This is a genomic window from Mycobacterium sp. 3519A, from assembly GCF_900240945.1.
Lineage (GTDB): Bacteria > Actinomycetota > Actinomycetes > Mycobacteriales > Mycobacteriaceae > Mycobacterium.
Window position 1 is genome coordinate 1,270,821 of sequence record NZ_OESG01000013.1, and the last position, 18,041, is coordinate 1,288,861.

General features: G+C 66.9%; 15 protein-coding genes. 6 read left to right on the plus strand and 9 right to left on the minus strand.

Annotated features, from left to right (window positions below):
- Positions 1–25 precede the first annotated feature (25 nt).
- Both C1A30_RS14005 and C1A30_RS14010 read left to right on the plus strand, forming a co-directional pair.
- Entirely contained in the window at positions 26–1,219 is a 1,194-nt protein-coding gene (locus tag C1A30_RS14005) for an acyl-CoA dehydrogenase family protein (protein ID WP_101948870.1), read from the plus strand.
- Complete coding sequence (locus C1A30_RS14010; RefSeq protein WP_235009888.1) at positions 1,212–2,408, plus strand: acyl-CoA dehydrogenase family protein; 1,197 nt, start codon at positions 1,212–1,214, stop codon at positions 2,406–2,408. The genes C1A30_RS14005 and C1A30_RS14010 overlap by 8 nt, the downstream gene beginning before the upstream one ends.
- A gap of 3 nt (positions 2,409–2,411) precedes the next feature.
- Here C1A30_RS14010 and C1A30_RS14015 read toward each other — a convergent pair whose 3' ends face one another.
- Entirely contained in the window at positions 2,412–2,927 is a 516-nt protein-coding gene (locus C1A30_RS14015; RefSeq protein WP_101948872.1) for a nuclear transport factor 2 family protein, read from the minus strand.
- 59 nt (positions 2,928–2,986) lie between these two features.
- Between C1A30_RS14015 and C1A30_RS14020 the strand changes: the two genes are divergently transcribed.
- A complete protein-coding gene (locus C1A30_RS14020) occupies positions 2,987–3,925 on the plus strand; it encodes an alpha/beta fold hydrolase (RefSeq protein ID WP_235009890.1) in 939 nt (312 codons plus the stop codon).
- Here the strand turns inward: C1A30_RS14020 and C1A30_RS14025 are convergent.
- Entirely contained in the window at positions 3,865–4,932 is a 1,068-nt protein-coding gene (locus tag C1A30_RS14025; RefSeq protein ID WP_101948874.1) for a DUF2855 family protein, read from the minus strand. The genes C1A30_RS14020 and C1A30_RS14025 overlap by 61 nt on opposite strands.
- A gap of 9 nt (positions 4,933–4,941) precedes the next feature.
- Positions 4,942–6,657, minus strand: coding sequence for a serine/threonine-protein kinase (locus tag C1A30_RS14030; RefSeq protein WP_101948875.1), 1,716 nt, complete (start codon positions 6,655–6,657; stop codon positions 4,942–4,944).
- A gap of 93 nt (positions 6,658–6,750) precedes the next feature.
- Here C1A30_RS14030 and C1A30_RS14035 point away from each other — a divergent pair, with 93 nt between their 5' ends.
- Positions 6,751–8,121, plus strand: a complete 1,371-nt coding sequence (locus tag C1A30_RS14035) for an FAD-dependent oxidoreductase (RefSeq protein ID WP_101948876.1) — start codon at positions 6,751–6,753, stop codon at positions 8,119–8,121.
- On the opposite strand, the gene C1A30_RS14040 is transcribed toward C1A30_RS14035, so the two are convergent.
- Both C1A30_RS14040 and C1A30_RS14045 read right to left on the minus strand, forming a co-directional pair.
- A complete protein-coding gene (locus tag C1A30_RS14040) occupies positions 8,114–9,244 on the minus strand; it encodes an ABC transporter substrate-binding protein (protein ID WP_101948877.1) in 1,131 nt (376 codons plus the stop codon). The two genes, C1A30_RS14035 and C1A30_RS14040, sit on opposite strands and share 8 nt — an antisense overlap.
- A 67-nt stretch (positions 9,245–9,311) precedes the next feature.
- The gene (locus C1A30_RS14045) at positions 9,312–10,157 is read right to left on the minus strand and encodes a mycofactocin-coupled SDR family oxidoreductase (RefSeq protein WP_101948878.1); all 846 of its coding nucleotides are present in this window, start codon (positions 10,155–10,157) and stop codon (positions 9,312–9,314) included.
- A gap of 71 nt (positions 10,158–10,228) precedes the next feature.
- Between C1A30_RS14045 and C1A30_RS14050 the strand changes: the two genes are divergently transcribed.
- Positions 10,229–11,599: a wax ester/triacylglycerol synthase family O-acyltransferase gene (locus C1A30_RS14050; RefSeq protein ID WP_101948879.1), complete on the plus strand. Its 1,371-nt coding sequence runs from the start codon at positions 10,229–10,231 to the stop codon at positions 11,597–11,599.
- Positions 11,599–12,324, plus strand: a complete 726-nt coding sequence (locus C1A30_RS14055) for a TIGR02206 family membrane protein (protein WP_101948880.1) — start codon at positions 11,599–11,601, stop codon at positions 12,322–12,324. Before C1A30_RS14050 ends, C1A30_RS14055 begins: the two co-directional genes overlap by 1 nt.
- Positions 12,325–12,586: 262 nt before the next feature.
- Here C1A30_RS14055 and C1A30_RS14060 read toward each other — a convergent pair whose 3' ends face one another.
- The 4 genes from C1A30_RS14060 to C1A30_RS14075 are packed head-to-tail and all read right to left on the minus strand — an operon-like array spanning position 12,587 to position 18,039.
- Positions 12,587–13,783 (minus strand): MFS transporter, encoded by a 1,197-nt coding sequence (locus C1A30_RS14060; protein ID WP_142392603.1) that lies wholly within the window; start codon positions 13,781–13,783, stop codon positions 12,587–12,589.
- Positions 13,780–14,973 carry an ATP-grasp domain-containing protein gene (locus tag C1A30_RS14065; RefSeq protein ID WP_101948882.1) on the minus strand — a complete coding sequence of 398 codons (1,194 nt, stop codon included), beginning with the start codon at positions 14,971–14,973 and terminating at the stop codon, positions 13,780–13,782. The genes C1A30_RS14060 and C1A30_RS14065 overlap by 4 nt, the downstream gene beginning before the upstream one ends.
- Complete coding sequence (locus C1A30_RS14070) at positions 14,970–15,629, minus strand: GNAT family N-acetyltransferase (RefSeq protein WP_142392604.1); 660 nt, start codon at positions 15,627–15,629, stop codon at positions 14,970–14,972. The genes C1A30_RS14065 and C1A30_RS14070 overlap by 4 nt, the downstream gene beginning before the upstream one ends.
- The gene (locus C1A30_RS14075) at positions 15,613–18,039 is read right to left on the minus strand and encodes an acetyl-CoA carboxylase biotin carboxylase subunit family protein (protein ID WP_160112743.1); all 2,427 of its coding nucleotides are present in this window, start codon (positions 18,037–18,039) and stop codon (positions 15,613–15,615) included. Before C1A30_RS14075 ends, C1A30_RS14070 begins: the two co-directional genes overlap by 17 nt.
- Between the last annotated feature and the right edge of the window lie 2 nt (positions 18,040–18,041).

Consider the following 18,041-nt stretch of genomic DNA (forward strand, 5'->3'; position numbering starts at 1 on the left):
GTGTCGAGTTTCTATCGTGACTGGCATGAGCAACGATGCTGATGCCGAACGGGTCGCCGAGCTGGCGCGCACGGTGGTCGCGGATCACGACCCCAAGAAGGTGCCTGTCCAGGAGTATCTGGGCGCCTGTTACGACGCCGGGCTGTCCTGGGTGCACTTTCCGGAGGGACTCGGCGGGTTGGGGGTGTCGCGCGGTCTGCAGGCGGTCGCGGACCGCGTCCTGCAGGGCGCTGGTGGACCGGTGCCGCTCGGGCTCAACCCGATGGGATACGGCATGGCCGCGCCGACGATCCGCGAGCACGCCCAGAGCGAGGACGTGAAGCGGCAATGGCTGCGGCCGCTGGCGACCACCGAAGACCTGTGGTGCCAACTGTTCTCGGAACCGGGCGCCGGGTCCGACCTCGCCGGGCTGGCCACCTCGGCGGTCCGTGACGGGGACGAATGGGTGGTCAACGGTCAGAAGGTGTGGACCAGCCTCGCCCACCGCGCGCGCTGGGGACTGTTGCTCGCGCGCACCAACCCGGATGTGCCCAAGCACAAGGGGCTGACCTACTTCGTCATCGATATGCACGGCGCGGGCGTCGAAACGCGGCCGCTGCGCCAGTTGACCGGCCAAGCCGAGTTCAACGAGGTGTACTTCTCCGACGCTCGCATCCCGGACAAACACCGCCTCGGCGACGTGGGCAACGGCTGGAACGTGGCGATGACGACGCTGATGAACGAACGAACCGCCCTCGGCGGCAGCGGCAGCCGTCGCGGTGCGGGGACCATCGCCGACGCCACCGCGCTGTGGGCGTCGCGCCCAGAACGGCGCACACCGGTGCTGCGGGACCGGCTGACGCAACTGTGGCTGCGTTCGGAGGCGCAGCGCCTGACGTCGGAACGCTCGCGCGCGGCTGCGACGGTCGGCGGACCCGGTCCGGAGGGCTCGATCGGCAAGCTGGTCGGGGCCGAGCTGAATCAACACATCTACCAGTGGTGCATGGATTTCCTTGGCCCAGAAGGACTTCTGTATCGCGGCTATGGGCAGGGCAGCGCTACCGGCGAGCGCGACTGGCAGGGGCCCATCCAACAGAAGTATCTGCGCAGCCGGGCCAACACCATCGAAGGCGGCACATCCGAGGTGATGCGCAACATCCTCGGCGAACGCATTCTCGGACTGCCGGGCGATCTGCGCGCGGATGCCGGGATGCCGTGGAAGGAGATCCCCCGTGGCTGAGAAGCTTGCGAATCAGCCCAATAGCTCGGCTGATTCGGCTGAGTTCAGGTTCACCGACGAGCAGCACCAACTGCGTGACGCGGTGCGCAAGTTCAGCGCCGAGTGCTTCGCGGAAGAGAAGATCCGGCGGCTGATGGAGTCCGACCCACCGTTCGACCCGAAGGTGTGGGCCCGACTCGGCGGCGAACTGGGTGTGCTCGGCCTGTCCGTACCCGAGGCCGACGGTGGCGTCGGCGGCACCCTCGTCGACCAGGCGGTGGCCATCGAGGAACTCGGCGCCAAGCTGGCGTGTGGGCCGCTGTTCGGCACGGTCTACCTGGCGATTCCCGCCCTGGTCGCCGCGTCGCCGGGCGCCGAGCGTGACCAGTTGCTCGGCGACTTGGTCGAAGGGCGGCGCACCGCCGCCGTCGCGGCGGCCGACAACGGCGGGGTGTTCGATGCGGACGCGGTGACCGTGACCGCCGACGGCGACGCGCTGTCGGGCACGGTGACGCAGGTGGTCGACGGTGGCATCGTCGACGTCTTGCTGGTCGCCGCCCGCGGGTCCGACGGTGTCGCCCTGTACGCCGTCGACGCCACCGGCGAAGGGGTGCAGCGCACCGCGCTGGCCACCCTCGACCTGACCCGGTCGCAAGCCAGCATCACGCTGTCCAACGCCCGCGGTGTGGTGATCGCAGATCCGGCCGAAACCGCGCGCGTCGTCGATCACGCGCTGCAGGTGGGTGCCGCGCTGCTGGCCGTCGAGCAGGTCGGCGCCGCGCAGCATCTGCTGGACCTGTCCGTCGAGTACGCGAAGTCGCGGCTGCAGTTCGGCAGGCCGATCGGATCGTTCCAGGCGGTCAAGCACCGGCTGGCGGATCTCCTCGTCGACGTCGAACACGCCAGATCGACTGCCTACCATGCCATTTGGGCGTTGACCGACGGCTCCGACGATCCGGCGCTTGCGACAGCCATCGCGCAGGCGGTCTGCTCGGCGGCCTTCAGCCATGTCGCCACCGACACCATCCAGGTGCACGGCGGCATCGGCTTCACCTGGGAACACCAGGCGCACCTCTACTACAAGCGCGCCGCCACCGACGCCGTGCTGTTGGGTGGCGCCGAGCAGCATCGGGACCGGGTGGCGGCGATGGTGCTCGACGACGCCACCGTGGACCGCGTGCCATGGGTGGCCGACGGCGTACGGGTCTGATCGCTAGAGCAGCGAAAAGAACTGGTGCGACGGATCATCGGGCCCTGGACTGCCGTGCAGTGTGCCCCTGGTGATCGGATGGCTCAGGTCGACTGACGACGGGTCGTGCACGTGTGCCCAGTCGGTCACGATGGCCCGTTCGAGGATCTTCCAGACGCCGTCGCGCTTCGCGTACTTGTCGAGGTAGCGACCGCCGACGATGACCTCGACATCGCGGTCGCCCGCCGCGAACGTGTGCGTCGCGATCGTGTAGATCTCGCCCTCGGCGCGGGCACCGTCGACGGCGAAATTCACGGTGGTGATGTGGTGCTGCATCGAGCGCAGGTGCGGGCGGGACGCCTCGAGCGTGGCGAGGAACGCGTCGACGGACCCGGTGGAGAACGTGCCGTGCGCATCCTGGGCGTCGCGATGGTAGAGGCCGCGTAGCGTCGCGAAGTCGCCGCGATCGACCGCGCGGCAGTAGGAGTGGACGAGTTTCCGCAACGCGAACTCGTCGAGCATCTCGTCGGTCGCAGGCATCTCGTCAGTCAAGCAGGTCAGGGGCGGCGACCCGTCGACGGACCGTAAGATTGCCGCTCGTGGAAGCGGGATCTGGCATCGAGCCACCCGTCGACCGGCGGGTGCGCCGGGCGTTGGGGCTGCTCGAGCGGTTCGCGCCCGCGATCGGGTCGCGGTGGGCCGTCGGGGTGTGGTGCACCCCGCCGGACGTGGACGCCAGTCTGCGGATGCCGCCGGGGGTGCCGCCGAGTGAACCCGTCGAGGCGACGTGGTCGGGCCACCGGGTCGCGGGGGAGGCCTGGGGTGAAGGCCCGACGGTGTACCTGGTGCACGGCTGGGGTGGGTGCCGCGCGCACCTCGGTGTCTTCGTCAAGCCGCTGGTCGAGGCGGGGCACCGGGTCATCGCCTTCGACCTGCCCAGTCATCACGACTCCGCGCCCGGTGACCTCGCGCCAGGACGCACGACGATCGTCGAGTGCGCCGAAGCGGTGAAAGCCGTTGTGCGCGCGCACGGACCGGCGCGCGCGATCGTCGGCCATTCCCTCGGCGCCAAGGCGGCCGCGTTGGCGGTGGCTCGCGGCACCGAAGCCGAACGCCTGGTGTTCCTGGCGCCGATGGGCGACTTCTCCTGGTATCTGGACATTTTCGCCGACCGTCACGGATTCGGCCCCCGCATTCTCGGCGGCCTGCACCGCCGCCTCGACCGACGGCTGAACATGCCGCTGTTCGACACCGACATCGCACGCATCGCGGCCACCCTCGACGATGCGCCGCCGCTGCTGGTGGTCCACGACCCCGACGACCCCGACAGCCCGTATGACATGAGCGAAAAGATCGTTCAAGCCTGGCCCGGCGCGAAACTCGTCACCACCCGCGGGCTGGGCCGGTTGGCGCACTACCGCATCCTGCGGCATAGGCCGGCGATCAACGCCGGCCTGCAGTTCATCGGGCGCGCGGCTCACACCTCGACGATGCAACCCGAGGCAGGGTCCACCTTACCGTCGAGCAATTCGAGGTAAGCCCGCTTGATATCGTCTTCGCTCGAAATCCTCTCGACGCGAAGCCAATTCGACGACCAGGCGGCGAAGGGTTGCCACGCCTCGGCCAGGCTCTGATCCAGGCGCGCCGGACCCCAATCCGCGCCGCGCTTGACGATGCGGTCGGGTGCGAAGAAGAGCACGGGGCTCGGCCCGACGAGTTCGCCTGCGCCGGCGCCCATCTCGGTCCAATGGGTCGCGCCGACGATGGCGCTGTGGCCAAGACGGTCGCCGTACCGCGTATGGACGGCCGCGCGGACCGTGCCGCTGCCCGAGATGTCGATGTAGACCGCACGCTCGCCCGGCAGCGCCGAAATGTCGTCGTACACCATCACCGAGTCGTAGACGTCCAAACTCTCGACGAACTGTTTGTTGCCCGCAGAAGTCAGTCCGACGGTTGTCACGCCGTCGCGCTTCGCGAGAAGGTAGGCCGCGATGAGCGCCGTCTTGGCCGAGGCGCTGGAGATCACCACGGTGTCCGCACCGAAGAAGTTTTCGTCGGCGAGGAAATCGTCGATCAGGAACGCGGTGAAGAACAGCGGGAAGAACACTAGGTGCGCGGCCTCGTGGTCGGCCGAGTAGAAGGCATCGGCAGCGAGGTTGCGGTAGCCCTGATACACCGACGGAAGGCCGGCGCGGTGCGGGGCGGCGTCGACGAAACCCTTCTCGTCGACCCGGTCGGGTTGTACGAGCAGATGATCCCCACAGGGCAGATACCCGTAAACCCGCGTGCCGGTCGGCAGATCCGGATGCCGGGAATCCTCGACGTGGGCATAGCCCCACACGTTCAGCCTGCCCCAGTCGGATTCGGAAGCCGGGAAGAAGTCCCAATACCTCATCGCCTCGCCGAACACCGCGTAGGTGATGTTGTTCGACGTCAGTCCGAAGGATTCGATGCGCAGCAGAGCCTGCCCGTCCGCGGGCGTCGGCGCGTCGTTGTGCAGGAACCGGGTCTGATGCAAGTCCTTGCGGTGCAGTTCGAGGATCACCCGTCCAGCCTATTTGGCGGCCTGCAGGGTGATCTCGGAAATCGAGGTCCTGCTCTGGCCGTCGGTGGTGCCGAGTTTGGTGATCCACACCAGCACATTGGACGTCTGGGTGTCGTCGTGCACTTCGATCCGGTTGTGTCCCGGTTGCAGGGGCGTGGTCGGCGTCAGTTCGGTGGTGTCGGCCAACTTGGCGGGGTGTTCGGACTGCGACGCGCGGATCTGCACCTCGGTACCCGTGCTCGACAAGTCGATCGTCACGGCGCTGAGCGCGGTGGGCTGTTCCAGGTGCAGCAAAAGCCCTTCTCCCTCAATGAAAGTCGGGAAGGGCACCGGGTCGCGATAGGTGACGGTGGACCACGCGGTGTCCGGATTGCCGTCGATCGCCAAGCCCGCCTTGTCGGGATTGTCCGGTGCGCCGCTCGGCGAGAACACCGTCGCACTCACCGGTTTGACGATCGGTCCCGGGCCGCCGGTCCAGAGGCCGAAGCCATTCGTGAGCCACAACGCCACGGCCAACGCCACCACGAGCACACCGGCGAGCGCGGCGAGCGCGATAGTGCGCATTCTGCCGCGATCATGCGACCGCGTCGGACGCTTGCCCGCCGAGACGTTGACGACGGTGTCCGCGTCCAGGGTGCCGCCGTCCCAGACGCCGCTGACCTCGACTTGATCCCCATCGGCGAGTTGGCCCGAGACCAGCTGGGTGTGTATCTCGACGGGGATCGGGGCGCTCGGCGTGTCGATCGAGTCGTGCGGCACGACATGAAACGACAACGTCCCGACCTCGCCGGGTGCGCCCGCGCGCTCGCGGATCCCGCGGGCGGTGCCGTGCAGCACCACCCGCTCGAGTCGCTGGGTGACTGGGCGGTCACCCGGGCTCGGCGCCGCACGCGGCGGCTGCTGGGTGAGGGCGCGGGCGAAGTCCAGGCACGTCGGGTACCGGTCCGCGGGGTCCTTGGCCAGCGCCCTGGCCAGCACGGCATCGAGGTGGGCAAGTTCGGGTCGCCGCTGCGAGATCGGCGGCGGAGGCGTGAACAGGTGGTGGCTGATGACGACGGCGCGATTGGAATCGACGAACGGCGGCGCGCCGGTCAGCAGGTGAAAGGTGGTTGCCGCCAGCGCGTACTGATCCGCCCGCCCGTCGAGCGTCTTGTTGAGAAGTTGCTCGGGGGCGATGTAACTGATCGTCCCCAACGCGACGCCGTCGTCGGTGAGGTTGCTGACGTCGTCGATCCTGCGGGCGATGCCGAAATCCGTCAGCAGCACCCGGCGCCGGTGCCCGTCGGACGCGGCCACCAGGATGTTCTCCGGCTTGACGTCGCGGTGCAGCAGACGGCGTTCGTGGCCGAAGTCCAGCGCATCGGCCACCGCGGTGACGATCTCCGCCATGTCCTGTTCGGGCATACCGCCGGGATAGCTCTCGCGAATCAACCGGCCTGCGTCGGTGCCGTCGACGTATTCCATCGAGATCCACAGCCTGCCGTGGAACTCGCCGCGATCGAGAACACCGACGATATGCGGGTGCCACAGCGACGCCGCCAACTCGGCCTCGCGATTGAATCTGGCCCTGAATTCGTCGTCGTTGCCGGTGGCCGACAAGATCTTGAGCGCGTCGTATCGCGGCAGCCGGGGATGCTGGGCGAGGTAGACCTCGCCCGCACCGCCTTTTCCGAGCATCCGCTGGATGACGTAACCAGCGAAAACCTCGCCGCTGTTGAACGGCATCCCCGCAGCCTACAAACCGGCGAGGCGAGGCCGCGAATTCCGCTCTCGACGGCGACACCGACCGGACACGCCGCCTGGTTAAGATCCCGCTCCATGTCGGCACCCCGAACCATCACCGAGCCAAGCCGCGAAATCGACGTCATCCACGAGACCGACGTGCTTGTCGTCGGCTCTGGCCCCGGCGGCCTGGCCGCTGCGCTTTCGGCCGCGCGGGCCGGTGTGGACGTCGCGCTGGTCGAGCGCTTCGGCTGTTTCGGCGGGAACATCACCGCCGTCGGCGTCGAGGGATTCGCCTGGTACCGCCATGAGCAGACGGTGGAAGCAGGCGGCATCGGATGGGAATTCGAGCAGCGCGCCAAAGAGATGGGCGCAGCGGTGCCCGAAAGCCAGTCGCTGTCATATGAACTCGACTCCGAGGGATTCAAGCTGGTCGCGGACCGGCTGGTCGAGGAGGCGGGCGTTCATCCGATGCTGCACCGGCAGTTCGTCGCACCGTTGATGGACGGCGACGAAATCATCGGCATCGTGACCGAATCCAAGGCGGGCCGCGAAGCGATCCTGGCGCGCCGCGTTGTCGACGCCACCGGTGACGCCGACGTCGCGACGCGCGCGGGCGCGCCGGTGCACAAGACACCGGTCGAGCAGATGATGGCGGCCTCGGTGATGTTCCACCTGGCGGGTGTCGACAAGACGGCGTTCCTGGCCGGTGTGGCAGAGGATCCGCAGACGTATCGCGATTGGGCCGCAGGCGAATTCGCCGCCGACACCGACGCCAAGGATGCCGACCTGTATTCGCCCTACCTCGGCAAGCCGTTCGCGAAAGCCATTGCCGACGGTCTGCTTCCTGACCACCTGAATACCATCGGCGGCACCTGGGGCGCGATGCACGACACCGGTGAACTGACGTACATGAATCTGGTCCACCTCTCAGGCTGCGACGGCACCGACCCCGACAGCCTGACCCGCTTCGAGATCGAGGGCCGCAAACAAGCCATGCTCGCCATCGAGGCGCTGCGGCGCTACACACCGGGCTGTAAAGGCGCGCGCCTGCGCAACTTCGGGATGACCATCGGCATCCGCGACACCCGCAAGATCGACGCGGTCTACAACCTCACCGAGGCCGATGTGCGCGGGCAGGGCCGATTCGACGACAGCATCGGCATCTACCCGGAGTTCATCGACGGCTACGGGGTGCTAGTGCTGCCGACTACGGGCCGCTACCTGCAGATCCCATACCGGTCGTTGCTGCCGCAGACGGTGCGCAACCTGATCGTCGCCGGGCGCGCGACCGGTGGTGACCGCATCGCGCACGCGGCGACCAGGAACATGTCCGCCTGCGCGGTCACGGGTCAGGGCGCGGGTGTGGCGGCCGCGTTGTCCGTCCGCGCGAACCGCGCCCTCGACGACGTGGACATCTCCGCGGTGCAGGCCGAACTGACCCGTCAGGGGGTCCGGATCAGCTGATCACCTTCGACCAGTTGGCGCCGAGGTACTCCGCCATCTTCTTGCTCTGCGCGTCGGTCGGCAGTACGGGCGTGCCCTGCACCGACGGGAGCGCGGCGAGCAGGTTCTTGTCGACGGTGCCCGCCTTCTCCATGGCGTCGGCACGCACCGGCCTGGCGAGACCCTTGAGGTAGAGGTTCTGCCCCTCGTCGCTGTAGAGGAACTCCTGCCACAGCCGTGCCGCGGCCGGATGCGGTGCGTCCTTGTTGACGGCCTGGAAGTAGTAGCCGCCGACGAGCGCGTTGGACGGGACGAACACCCGCCAACTCGGCAGCTTCTTGGTCTCGGCGGCATTCAGGTAATCCCAGTCGACGACGACCGGTGTCTGGCCGGATTCGATGGTCGCGGGTGTCGGATCGACCGGGACGAAGTTGCCCGCCTGCTTGAGCTTGACGAAGAAGTCGACGCCGGGCGCGATGTCGTCCACCGATCCGCCGTTGGCGATCGCGGTCATCAGCACGCCGTTGGCCGCGGCGCTCGCCGTGGTGGGGTCACCGTTGAGCGCGACCTTGCCCTTGAACTCGGGCTTCATCAAATCGTTGAGGTCTTTGATCTCGGGCACCTTCGACGAGTCGTAGCCGACGGACATGTAACCGCCGTAGTCGTTGACCCAGGTGCCGTTCGGGTCCTTGAACTGCGCGGGGATGTCGTCGAACGTCGCCACCTTGTACGGCGCGAACATCGCGGTGTTGGCCAACGCGATGGCCTGACCGAGGTCGAATACGTCCGGTGCGGTGCTCTTGCCCTTCTGCTGGTTGGCGGCGTTGATCTCGTCCTGGCTGTTGGCATCCGGTTGCGCCGAGTTCACCTTGATGCCGTACTTGCTGGCGAAGGTGTCGATGATCTCCTTGTAGTTGGCCCAATCCGGCGGCAGCGCAATCACATTGAGCTCACCCTCGGCTTTGGCGGCCTTCACCAGACCGTCCATGCCGCCGAAATCGGCGGCTGAGGTGGCCTCTTTGGCGTTCACACCGGATTCCGTCTGGCCGCCGCTGTCCTTCTTTTCGGGCGGGGCGCATCCCACCAGTCCGATGACGACGAGAGCGGATGCTGCTGCGGCTGCGAGGAGCCGTGATGTGGTCATAGCCGAACCTTCCAATGGCAGAGGCACCGTGGCGTTGGAACACTATCGCGACGACTGCATGCAGGCGTCAGAATTTGGCGACTGCTCCGGCGTCGACCGGCAGCGCCGCTCCCGTGATGTACTGCGACTCGTCGGAGGCCAGGAACAGCACCGCGTTGCTGACCGCGCGCGCCTCGATGATCGGCTTGGGCAGCATGTGGAAGTGCCCGATCACCTGTGTCGCGTCGGCCATCGTCGGCTCGGTGAGGTCGGGTCGCACGGTGCGGCGGAAGTAGTCGTTGTCGATCATCGGTGTCAGAATGTTGCCGGGATGGATGGAGTTCACCCTGATCCACTGCGGGGCAAGCTCATTGGCCAACGAGTTCATCAGGCCGACCACGGCGTGTTTCGCCGACGCGTAGCCGGCCATGTAACCACCGCCGCGTAAGCCAAGCATCGAGCTCACCAGGATGATCGAGCCGCCCCGGCCGTCCGACATGTGCGGTAGTGCCACCTTGACGGTGTGCATGACACCGGTCAGGTTGATGTCGAGCATTGTCTGCCAAGCGGTTTCGTCGATCATCGAGGCAGGTGCAGGCGATCCGGAGATGCCGGCATTGGCGATGACGATGTCGGGTCTGCCCAATGCGTCGACGCCCTGCTGCAGCGCGGCGCGCAATCCGTCGAGGTCCCTGACGTCGGCCCGTGCGGTGACGATGCGCCGGTCCAGCTTCTCGACGAGCGTCGCGGTTTCGTCGAGATCGGCTTCGGTGGCGCCGGGATAGCCTGCGGCGTCGATGTCGGCGCACACGTCAACGGCGATGATGTCGGCGCCTTCCTCCGCCAACCGGACCGCGTGTTCGCGGCCCTGGCCACGCGCTGCGCCGGTGATGAACGCAACTTTGCCCGCCACCCTGCCAACTGTGTTCGTCATCGTGACCTTTCGCGCGCGGAGTTTTGGCTTCTATATCTTGCGCGAAGTGATGCCCGGGTAGCGTCGCATCGATGGAGCTGATTTCGCCGACCGATTCGATGTTCCTCATCGGCGAATCCCGGGAACATCCGATGCACGTCGCGGGCCTGCAACTCTTCGAACCGCCGGAGGGCAGCGGCCCGGACTTCGTCCGCGATCTGCACCAGACGATCGTCAAGAACGACGACTTCCAACCGACGTTCCGGAAGCACCCCGGCAGGCTTCTCGGCGGCATCTCCACCGTGGCGTGGGCGTTCGACGACGAGGTCGACATCGACTATCACCTGCGCAGGTCGGCGATTCCGCGGCCGGGTCGCGTCCGCGAGTTGCTCGAGTTGACGTCACGCTGGCACGGGACGCTGCTCGATCGGCACCGACCGCTGTGGGAGACGCACCTCGTCGAGGGCCTCCAGGACGGCCGCTTCGCCATCTACTCCAAGATCCACCACGCGCTGCTCGACGGTATCTCCGCCCAGCGGCTCACCATTCGGTCGATGTCGCCGGATCCGGACGACCGTGAGATCCGGGTGCCGTGGGCACTGGGCCCGAAGCGCAGGAGTAGGGACGCCGCAGCGCAGCGGTCCGTCCTGCAGACGATCACCGGGGCAGTCGGATCGGTCGCTTCGCTGGCCCCTTCGACACTGTCGGTAGCCAGGGCCGCGCTGCTGGAACAGCAGTTGACCCTTCCGTTCCGGGCGCCCAAGACCATGTTCAACGTGCCGATCGGGGGAGCGCGCCGCGTCGCGGCGCAGTCGTGGCCGCTGACGCGCATCCGGGCGATCAAGTCCGCGGCGGGTGTCACCGTCAACGACGTCGTGCTGGCGATGTGCTCGGGTGCGCTGCGCGCCTATCTCCTCGAATTGGATGCGCTACCGGATACGCCGTTGGTGGCCATGGTTCCGGTCAGCCTGCGCGCCGAGGACGAGCAGGATGCCGGCGGCAACATGGTCGGCACGATCCTGTGCAACCTCGCCACTGACACCGCCGATCCCGCCAAGCGGTTGGCCGCGATCAACGCGTCGATGCGCGACAACAAGCAGGTGTTCGCCGAGTTGCCCCGTACCCAGGCGCTCGCGCTGTCGGCGTTCCTGATGTCCGGTATCGCGCTTGGACTGCTGCCCGGGTTCGTGTCGTCGGCGCCGCCGCCGTTCAACATCGTCATCTCCAACGTCCCGGGTGCGCGAGAACCGTTGTACTGGAACGGCGCCCGCTTGGACGGCAACTACCCGCTGTCCATCGCGCTGGACGGACAAGCCATCAACATCACGTTGACGAGCAACGCCGACAACCTCGACTTCGGCCTGGTGGGATGCCGGCGCAGCGTTCCTCATCTGCAGCGCCTGCTGACGCACCTGGAAGACTCGCTGAGCGATCTGGAACAGGCCGTCGGAATCGCGAACTGATGCTGTCGGCCTCCGCCCAACGGGAGTTCACGGCCTACGGCCCATCACATCTGGTGGTGCTCACCGTGTTCGCGGTCGGCGCGGTGCTGCTCGTCTGGATCGGACGGCGACAGACCCAGTCGCAGGCGCGGCTACTCGGCCGCGTGCTGGCGGTGCTGCTCGTCGCGGCGTTCGCGGTGGCGTTGGTGTACAAGCTGATCCGGCCGGACATTGCGACCTCGGTGCCGCTGCAGTTGTGTGACGTCGCCGAACTCACCGCCGCCTACGCCTTGTGGTCGCAACGGCATTGGGCTTTCGTGCTCGCCTACTACTGGGGCTTGGTGCTGAGTTCGCAAGCGTTGCTGACCCCCGATGTCGGAACACCGGAGGAGGGTGCACCGGATTTCCCGCACCACCTGTTCCTCACGTTCTTCACGCTTCACGTTCTGGTGGTGTGGGCCGCGATCTATCTCACGTGGGGGCAACGGAATCGGCCGAGTTGGCGCGACTACCGCTTCGCGGTCATCGTGACCCTCGGGTGGGCGGCGTTCACGTTCGTCTTCAACGTCATCGCCGGCACCAACTACGGCTATCTCAACTCAAAGCCGCCCACTGCGTCAGTGCTCGACGTATTGGGCCCGTGGCCGATCTATCTGTTCGCCGAGATCGCGATCGTGCTCGTCGTGTGGGCGCTGATGACGTGGCCATGGGAACGGCGACGGGCAACCGACTTCTCAACAACCTGAACACCCGATTGCGGCGCAGAGTCGTCCCCGCGATCAGTCCGGCCAATACACCCAAGAGGAAGTACCCGCGAGCACGCTTTCGCCGACGCAGCATCACCGCCGCGGCGATGAAGCCAGCCATCGCGCCCGCGCCAGCAGTCGCCGCAAACAAAATCAGGTGCAGCGTCCCGGCCGCGGTCATGGTGCCCGATACAACCACCGGCGCCATCGGACCGGAAGTGCTCGCGGCCTGTCGTGACCAAACCGAGGGCGCGGCGTTACCTCACGCGACCGCGACCCTTTCGCGGCGCGCAACACCGATGTTCACGCCCAGTCCCAGCGTCAGGACGACGACGACCGCGCCGCATGCCGCCGCGAGATCCTTATCGACCAGGTGGCCGACCACCGGCAGCGTCAACGCGGTCGTCAGGCCGATGACTGCTTGCCGCAGTGCACCGATCCTGCCCAGTGTCGACGATTTGGCGCCGACCTGAAGAATGCTCACCTGTTCGCTCGATGACACCGCTACGCCGAGGCCCAGCAGCACAGCGCCGACGGGAACCGCCGATTGGCCTGGCGTACCGCCGAATCCAAGACCGATCGCGATGGTCGTGAAGCCCAGGATTTGGGTCGCGAAGCCCGCTGTGACGCTCCCTCTGCTCGATACCCGCGACGAGTACCGTCCCCACACCGCAGGCGCGGCTATCGCGCCGACTGCGAAGCAGACATCCAGGATGCCCAGCCAGCTTTCATTTCCGTACAACTCGTGCACGAGCGGCGCCAGCGCGACGTTGAACGCGGCGATCGTCAGGAAGTCGACACCGAGGAGCAACAGGGAAAGCACCGACCACGGGCTGTTGAGCGCGTCGCGCAGTACGGAGATCCAAGTGTCTTTGGCGGCGTCGTCGTCTTCGTGCAACGGCGACACCGCCGAACGCGCCGACGCCAACGCATATGCCGCGAGCGCGTACGCCGTCGCGGCGGCGAAGAACGCCCACTTGGGTCCCGTCGCCCACAGGAACGCGCCTGCCACCGCGCCGCCGGTGATCTGTCCGGCCTGCACGGACACGGTCCACCGCATGTTGTACCGGGGCAGATCAGTCTGATGCAGGGAGCGCGGGCCCACCGCGAAGATCCCGGCGCGGTAGAACGGGCGAATCAGGTTGACGATCAGGCCGACCGCGATGCCCATCACCATCAGACCCGCGGGCGCGACCAAATACCCCATCAGCGCCAGCCCGGGAACGATCGATGCGACCGCGCAGACCACCGCCGGGTTGACCCGATCGGCCACGCTCCCGGCGAGCGCCCCGAGCAGTACCGGCACCAGGTATTCGATCACCACCACACCGGTGAACGCCGACACCGAACCAGACCTCTCGAAAAGCGCCTGCCCCAAGGTGATCGTGAAGCAACCCGACGCCAGATTGAACAACATCGAGCCCGCTAGTACCCGCATCCCGGGCCAGTGGGGAATCACACGGGCTCCAGCATCGGCATCGGTGTCAGCGCGGCGGCACGGGCCCGCTCGCAGGCCTGCTGCGGATCGGGGGCGTGGGCCATCGCGCCCACCGAACGGCCGTAACTGGAATTGACCTGCGGCACCAGATGGTCGCCCTGATTGAGAAGGGTGGTCACCGCATCGACCCCCGGCATCAACCGCGCTGCCTCGACTCCGTCCCATCCGGCGATGACGCCGAACTCGACGGGAAACACGAATTGGCTACTGGCATAACCTCGTTCGGTCGCCGCGGGGATGTGCTCGAGACCTTCGATCAGATCCAGGACGAACAGTTCGGCGAGATCAAGACCGGTGGCTGACCGCACCAGGTCGAGAATCATGTCGCCACCGCCGCGTAGATGTGTTTCGACGATGTGAGCCGTTCCGGTGTCGTCGAGAATCACCTCGGTGTGCAGCAGTCCGCGCCGGATACCGAGCGCCGCGATGCACGCGGTAGCGGCGGCCACGATGCGTGTGCGCTCGTCCTCGCCGAGCGGTGCCGGGTGCAGGTGGCCGGACTCGACCGCACCGATGGTGGTCTTGGCCGTCACGCCGTGCCACGAGGCACCGGACCGCACGATCAGCGATTCGACACTGAACTCCCTGCCGAACTTTCGCTCCTCTGCGAGGTAGCCTTCGAATTCGCCGGGACGGGTGTCGAGCCAGTCCTGGAGTTCGTCGGCCGACCGGTGGAATGTGACGCCCCTGCTGGCGCGCCCGTCGACGGGCTTCAACACGATCTCCGAGGCCGGGGGTGCGTCCGACCATTCGACCCTGCCGTCGACGACGACACCGTGTGCGACCGAACCCAAGCCGGCACTGGCCAGTTGGGTTCGCATCGCCGACTTGTCGACCGTTCGATGCGCCACGTCGGGACTCGCGAAGTCCACTCCCAGTTTCTGCGCGATCAGCGCGCCGAGTTCGACGGCCTCGTCGTGCAGGCAGAGCATGCCGTCGAAGTTCGTGCCGTCGACGGCCCTGATCACCCGCTCCGCCAGTATGATTCGGTCGGTGGCTTCGATGCCGGACACGTCGACTATTCGTGCGTACGCGTCTTCGGCGAGCATCGTTTGCGTCGGTATCGTCTTGACGAGCGTCAGTTCCGCGCCGAGTCGGCGGGCGATGTCGTGGACCGTCGCGATGCCGCCGACCACAAGAAGATGCGTCATGCCGCCGACCCCCTGGCACCGACCACCATCAGCGCGCTGGCGCCGACCGGCAGCAGGCGATGCCCCGCCCTGGCGGCGGTGAGTTCGCGGGTGATGCCACCGAAGTCGTTCATGTCGACCAGCGCGACGTCGTCGATAGGTGTCGTTTCGACGTCGCTGACGAGGTCGCGTTCGAGCAGCAGTCGACGTCGGCCGTCGGGATACGTCACAGCCTGTGTGCAGCGGAAGCCGTGAGAGAAGTAGTTCCGAAGCGAGCGGTGGTTACGCGGTGAGATCTGGGCGAACCCGCGACGAGCGCCGAGTTGTCGCGCTATCGCCACATGGCGGGTGATGCCGGCACGATGCAACGACCGCCCCTGATGCGACGGCAGCACCATCGCGGCGGCGAACACCACATCGGTGGAAGTCGGCGTGCACGCTTCGAATTCGACGTCCTCACGGGAGGTTGCGAGGTCGGTGGTCAGCGCGAGGTAGGCCACCAGGTCGTCACCGTCGAAGTAGCCGATCGACTCGCCGAAGACGTTGAGGTGTCCGCGAACGAACATCTCCTCGTCGTCCTCACGGACGTAGTTGTCGGGGTGCGCGAGGTTGCCGAGCACGACATCGCGCAGCGCGACCACCGCCTCGTAGTCCGCCATGTCAAGCTGACGCCACATGGTCCAGTTCCTTCCATTCGGTCGTTGTGTTGATGTGGTGCAGGAGTTTCGAGATGGTCGAGAGGCCAGACTCGACTGAGTCGGCGCGGAACACGACGCGAGCGAACTCGGCGTTGGTGTGCGTCATCGCGGAGAACCGCCTGCCCGGTTCGGCGATCTCCGAGAGCACTACGTCCGGGTGCTCGAATCGGTCAGGAGCGTCGGCGAGCAACCCGGGCAGGGGAGAGATGTTGAGCTGGCCGGCCAGGCTGCGCTGCGTCACCGCGCCGTGCCGGAACGGCACGCCGCGCTGGGCCAGGATCGACTCCTCGACGAGGTTGACCCCGTAGGAGAACTCGACCTCTTCGGGGATCGATCCGCCACCGATCCGCGATCCGACTTCGCTGAAGACCGGGCCGTCGGGGGTGAGGAACGCCTCCAGGTGGAACCCGCCGTCATATCCGGGGAGGGCGTCTTCCATTACCGCCCTTGCCAGTTCGCCGATGGTGCGCGCCTCGCGACCGTCGGCGGGAAGCATGACCGAGCCCATGTGACCGCCGCCGAGGAAGTCCAGGTGTGTGTTGACGTACAGCGCGACAGCGGAGAACACGACGCGGCCGCCGCGGCATATTCCGTCCACCCGGTATTGCTCGCCGGACTGGAACGCCTCGACCAGCCACGGATAGGTACGTCCCTGGTCGCTGAACGGGCCGGTCCGCAGGAAGCTGACCAGCTCTTCGACGTTGGCCAGCACCGACACTCCGGACGAGCCGCGGCCGTGTGGGGGTTTGACCACGCACGGGTAGCCGAACTCGGCGACGGCATCGTGCAGTTCGAGGGCCGAGGTGACCTCACGGTGCGGGGCCACCGCGATGCCCGCGCCGCGCACCGCCCTTTTCATCAGTGTCTTGTCGCGGAAGTGCAGCGCCTCGGCGGGCAACTGTCCGGGGATCGAAAGCCGGGACCGGATTTCGGCTGCGCGCAACACATCCGCTTCGGCCAGCACGACGATGCGCTGCAGCCCATGCCGGACCACCGCTTCTTCTGCGATGAGCGGGATCTCGTCGTTGGTCGTGTATTCGGGGACCTCGATCAGGTCGACCAACCGGCAGGCGTCGACGTCCACCGGCCCGGATGTGATCAGGACTGATCCTTGTGGAACCACGGAGGCGAACCGTTCGCGCCCGAAGTGGTTGATCACTTTGGCGGGGCTCATCACCAACACCGGCGCGTCCCCCTTCGCCGTTGCGCTCGCCCCCTCCGCGCGCGACCAGGCCTGCGTCATGTTGACGCCGACGGTCAGCACGTACCCGTTCAGGTCGGAGGAGTCCGTGATCGCGGTGACCTCCTCACGCCTCTGCCGGGTGGGGGCGGACACCCGCACCACACCGGTTCGACTGCGCGCTGCGTCGAGGTGAACGGGATTGGCCCAGTCCAGCTTTCGCATCGCGGCCGCGCCGTGCCGGACGCCGGGCTCGGGTGCGGGCCGGTCCAGGAGCGCGAAGATGGTTTCGGTGGCGAAGTGTCGCCCGGTCGTCAGTTGGGTGAGTTCCCAGATCTGGTCGCCGCCGAAGCGGGTGTGGGTCTCGACGACCCCAACCGTCAGCCCGTCGACCATCACCTCGGTGTGACTCGGTCCGGTGCGGTGCCCGATCGCGTCGAGAACCTCGACGGTGCGGTTGAGCACCGCCTCCCGTTGATCGGGGCGTAACACCGCGGGCTGCCAGTGTCCGAGTTCCACGAACTCCGGTTCGCCGGTGGTGAGCTTGCCTGTGACCGCCAGGATTTCGTGGCGCCCGGCGACGCTCATCGCTTCGACGCTGAACTCGTCACCGGTCAGCACCGCCTCGGCGATCACCGAGTGGTCCGGATTGTCCAGCAGTGCCCACCATTTCAGCCCGCTGATCGAGTCCCATGCAGCGTGCAGGTCGGCGTCGTCGCGGATCAGACGCACACCCGCACTGCCTGCACCCGTCACCGGCTTGACCACGATCGGGGCGCCCGCCAGCGCATCGCGGAACGCGAGCACATCGTCGAGGCTGCTGCACAGCCGCCACGGTTGTTGAGGGACACCGTGGCGTTGCAGTGCCAGGCGGGTGAGCGCCTTGTTTTGGGCGGTGCGGACAGCGTCGAGCGGATTCGACGGAATGCCAAGTGCGTCGGCGGCAACCGCTGCGGCCAGGATGGCGGATTCCAGGAAGCACGCCAGCGCCGTGACGGGTGATCGCCTGCGAATCGAACCAAGCAGATCGATCAGGGTGTCGGCCGAGATCTCGGGCACCTCGATGAATCGATCCACCGAACGACGCTGGAAATCGGTTGCCCTGTCCGGGGTCTGGATCAGTGTGATGACCGTGTCCGACGGACGCACGATCGGAAGGCTGGAGTCGTTGCCGCTGACGATGACGACGTGTGCGGTCGGTGTATTCACGT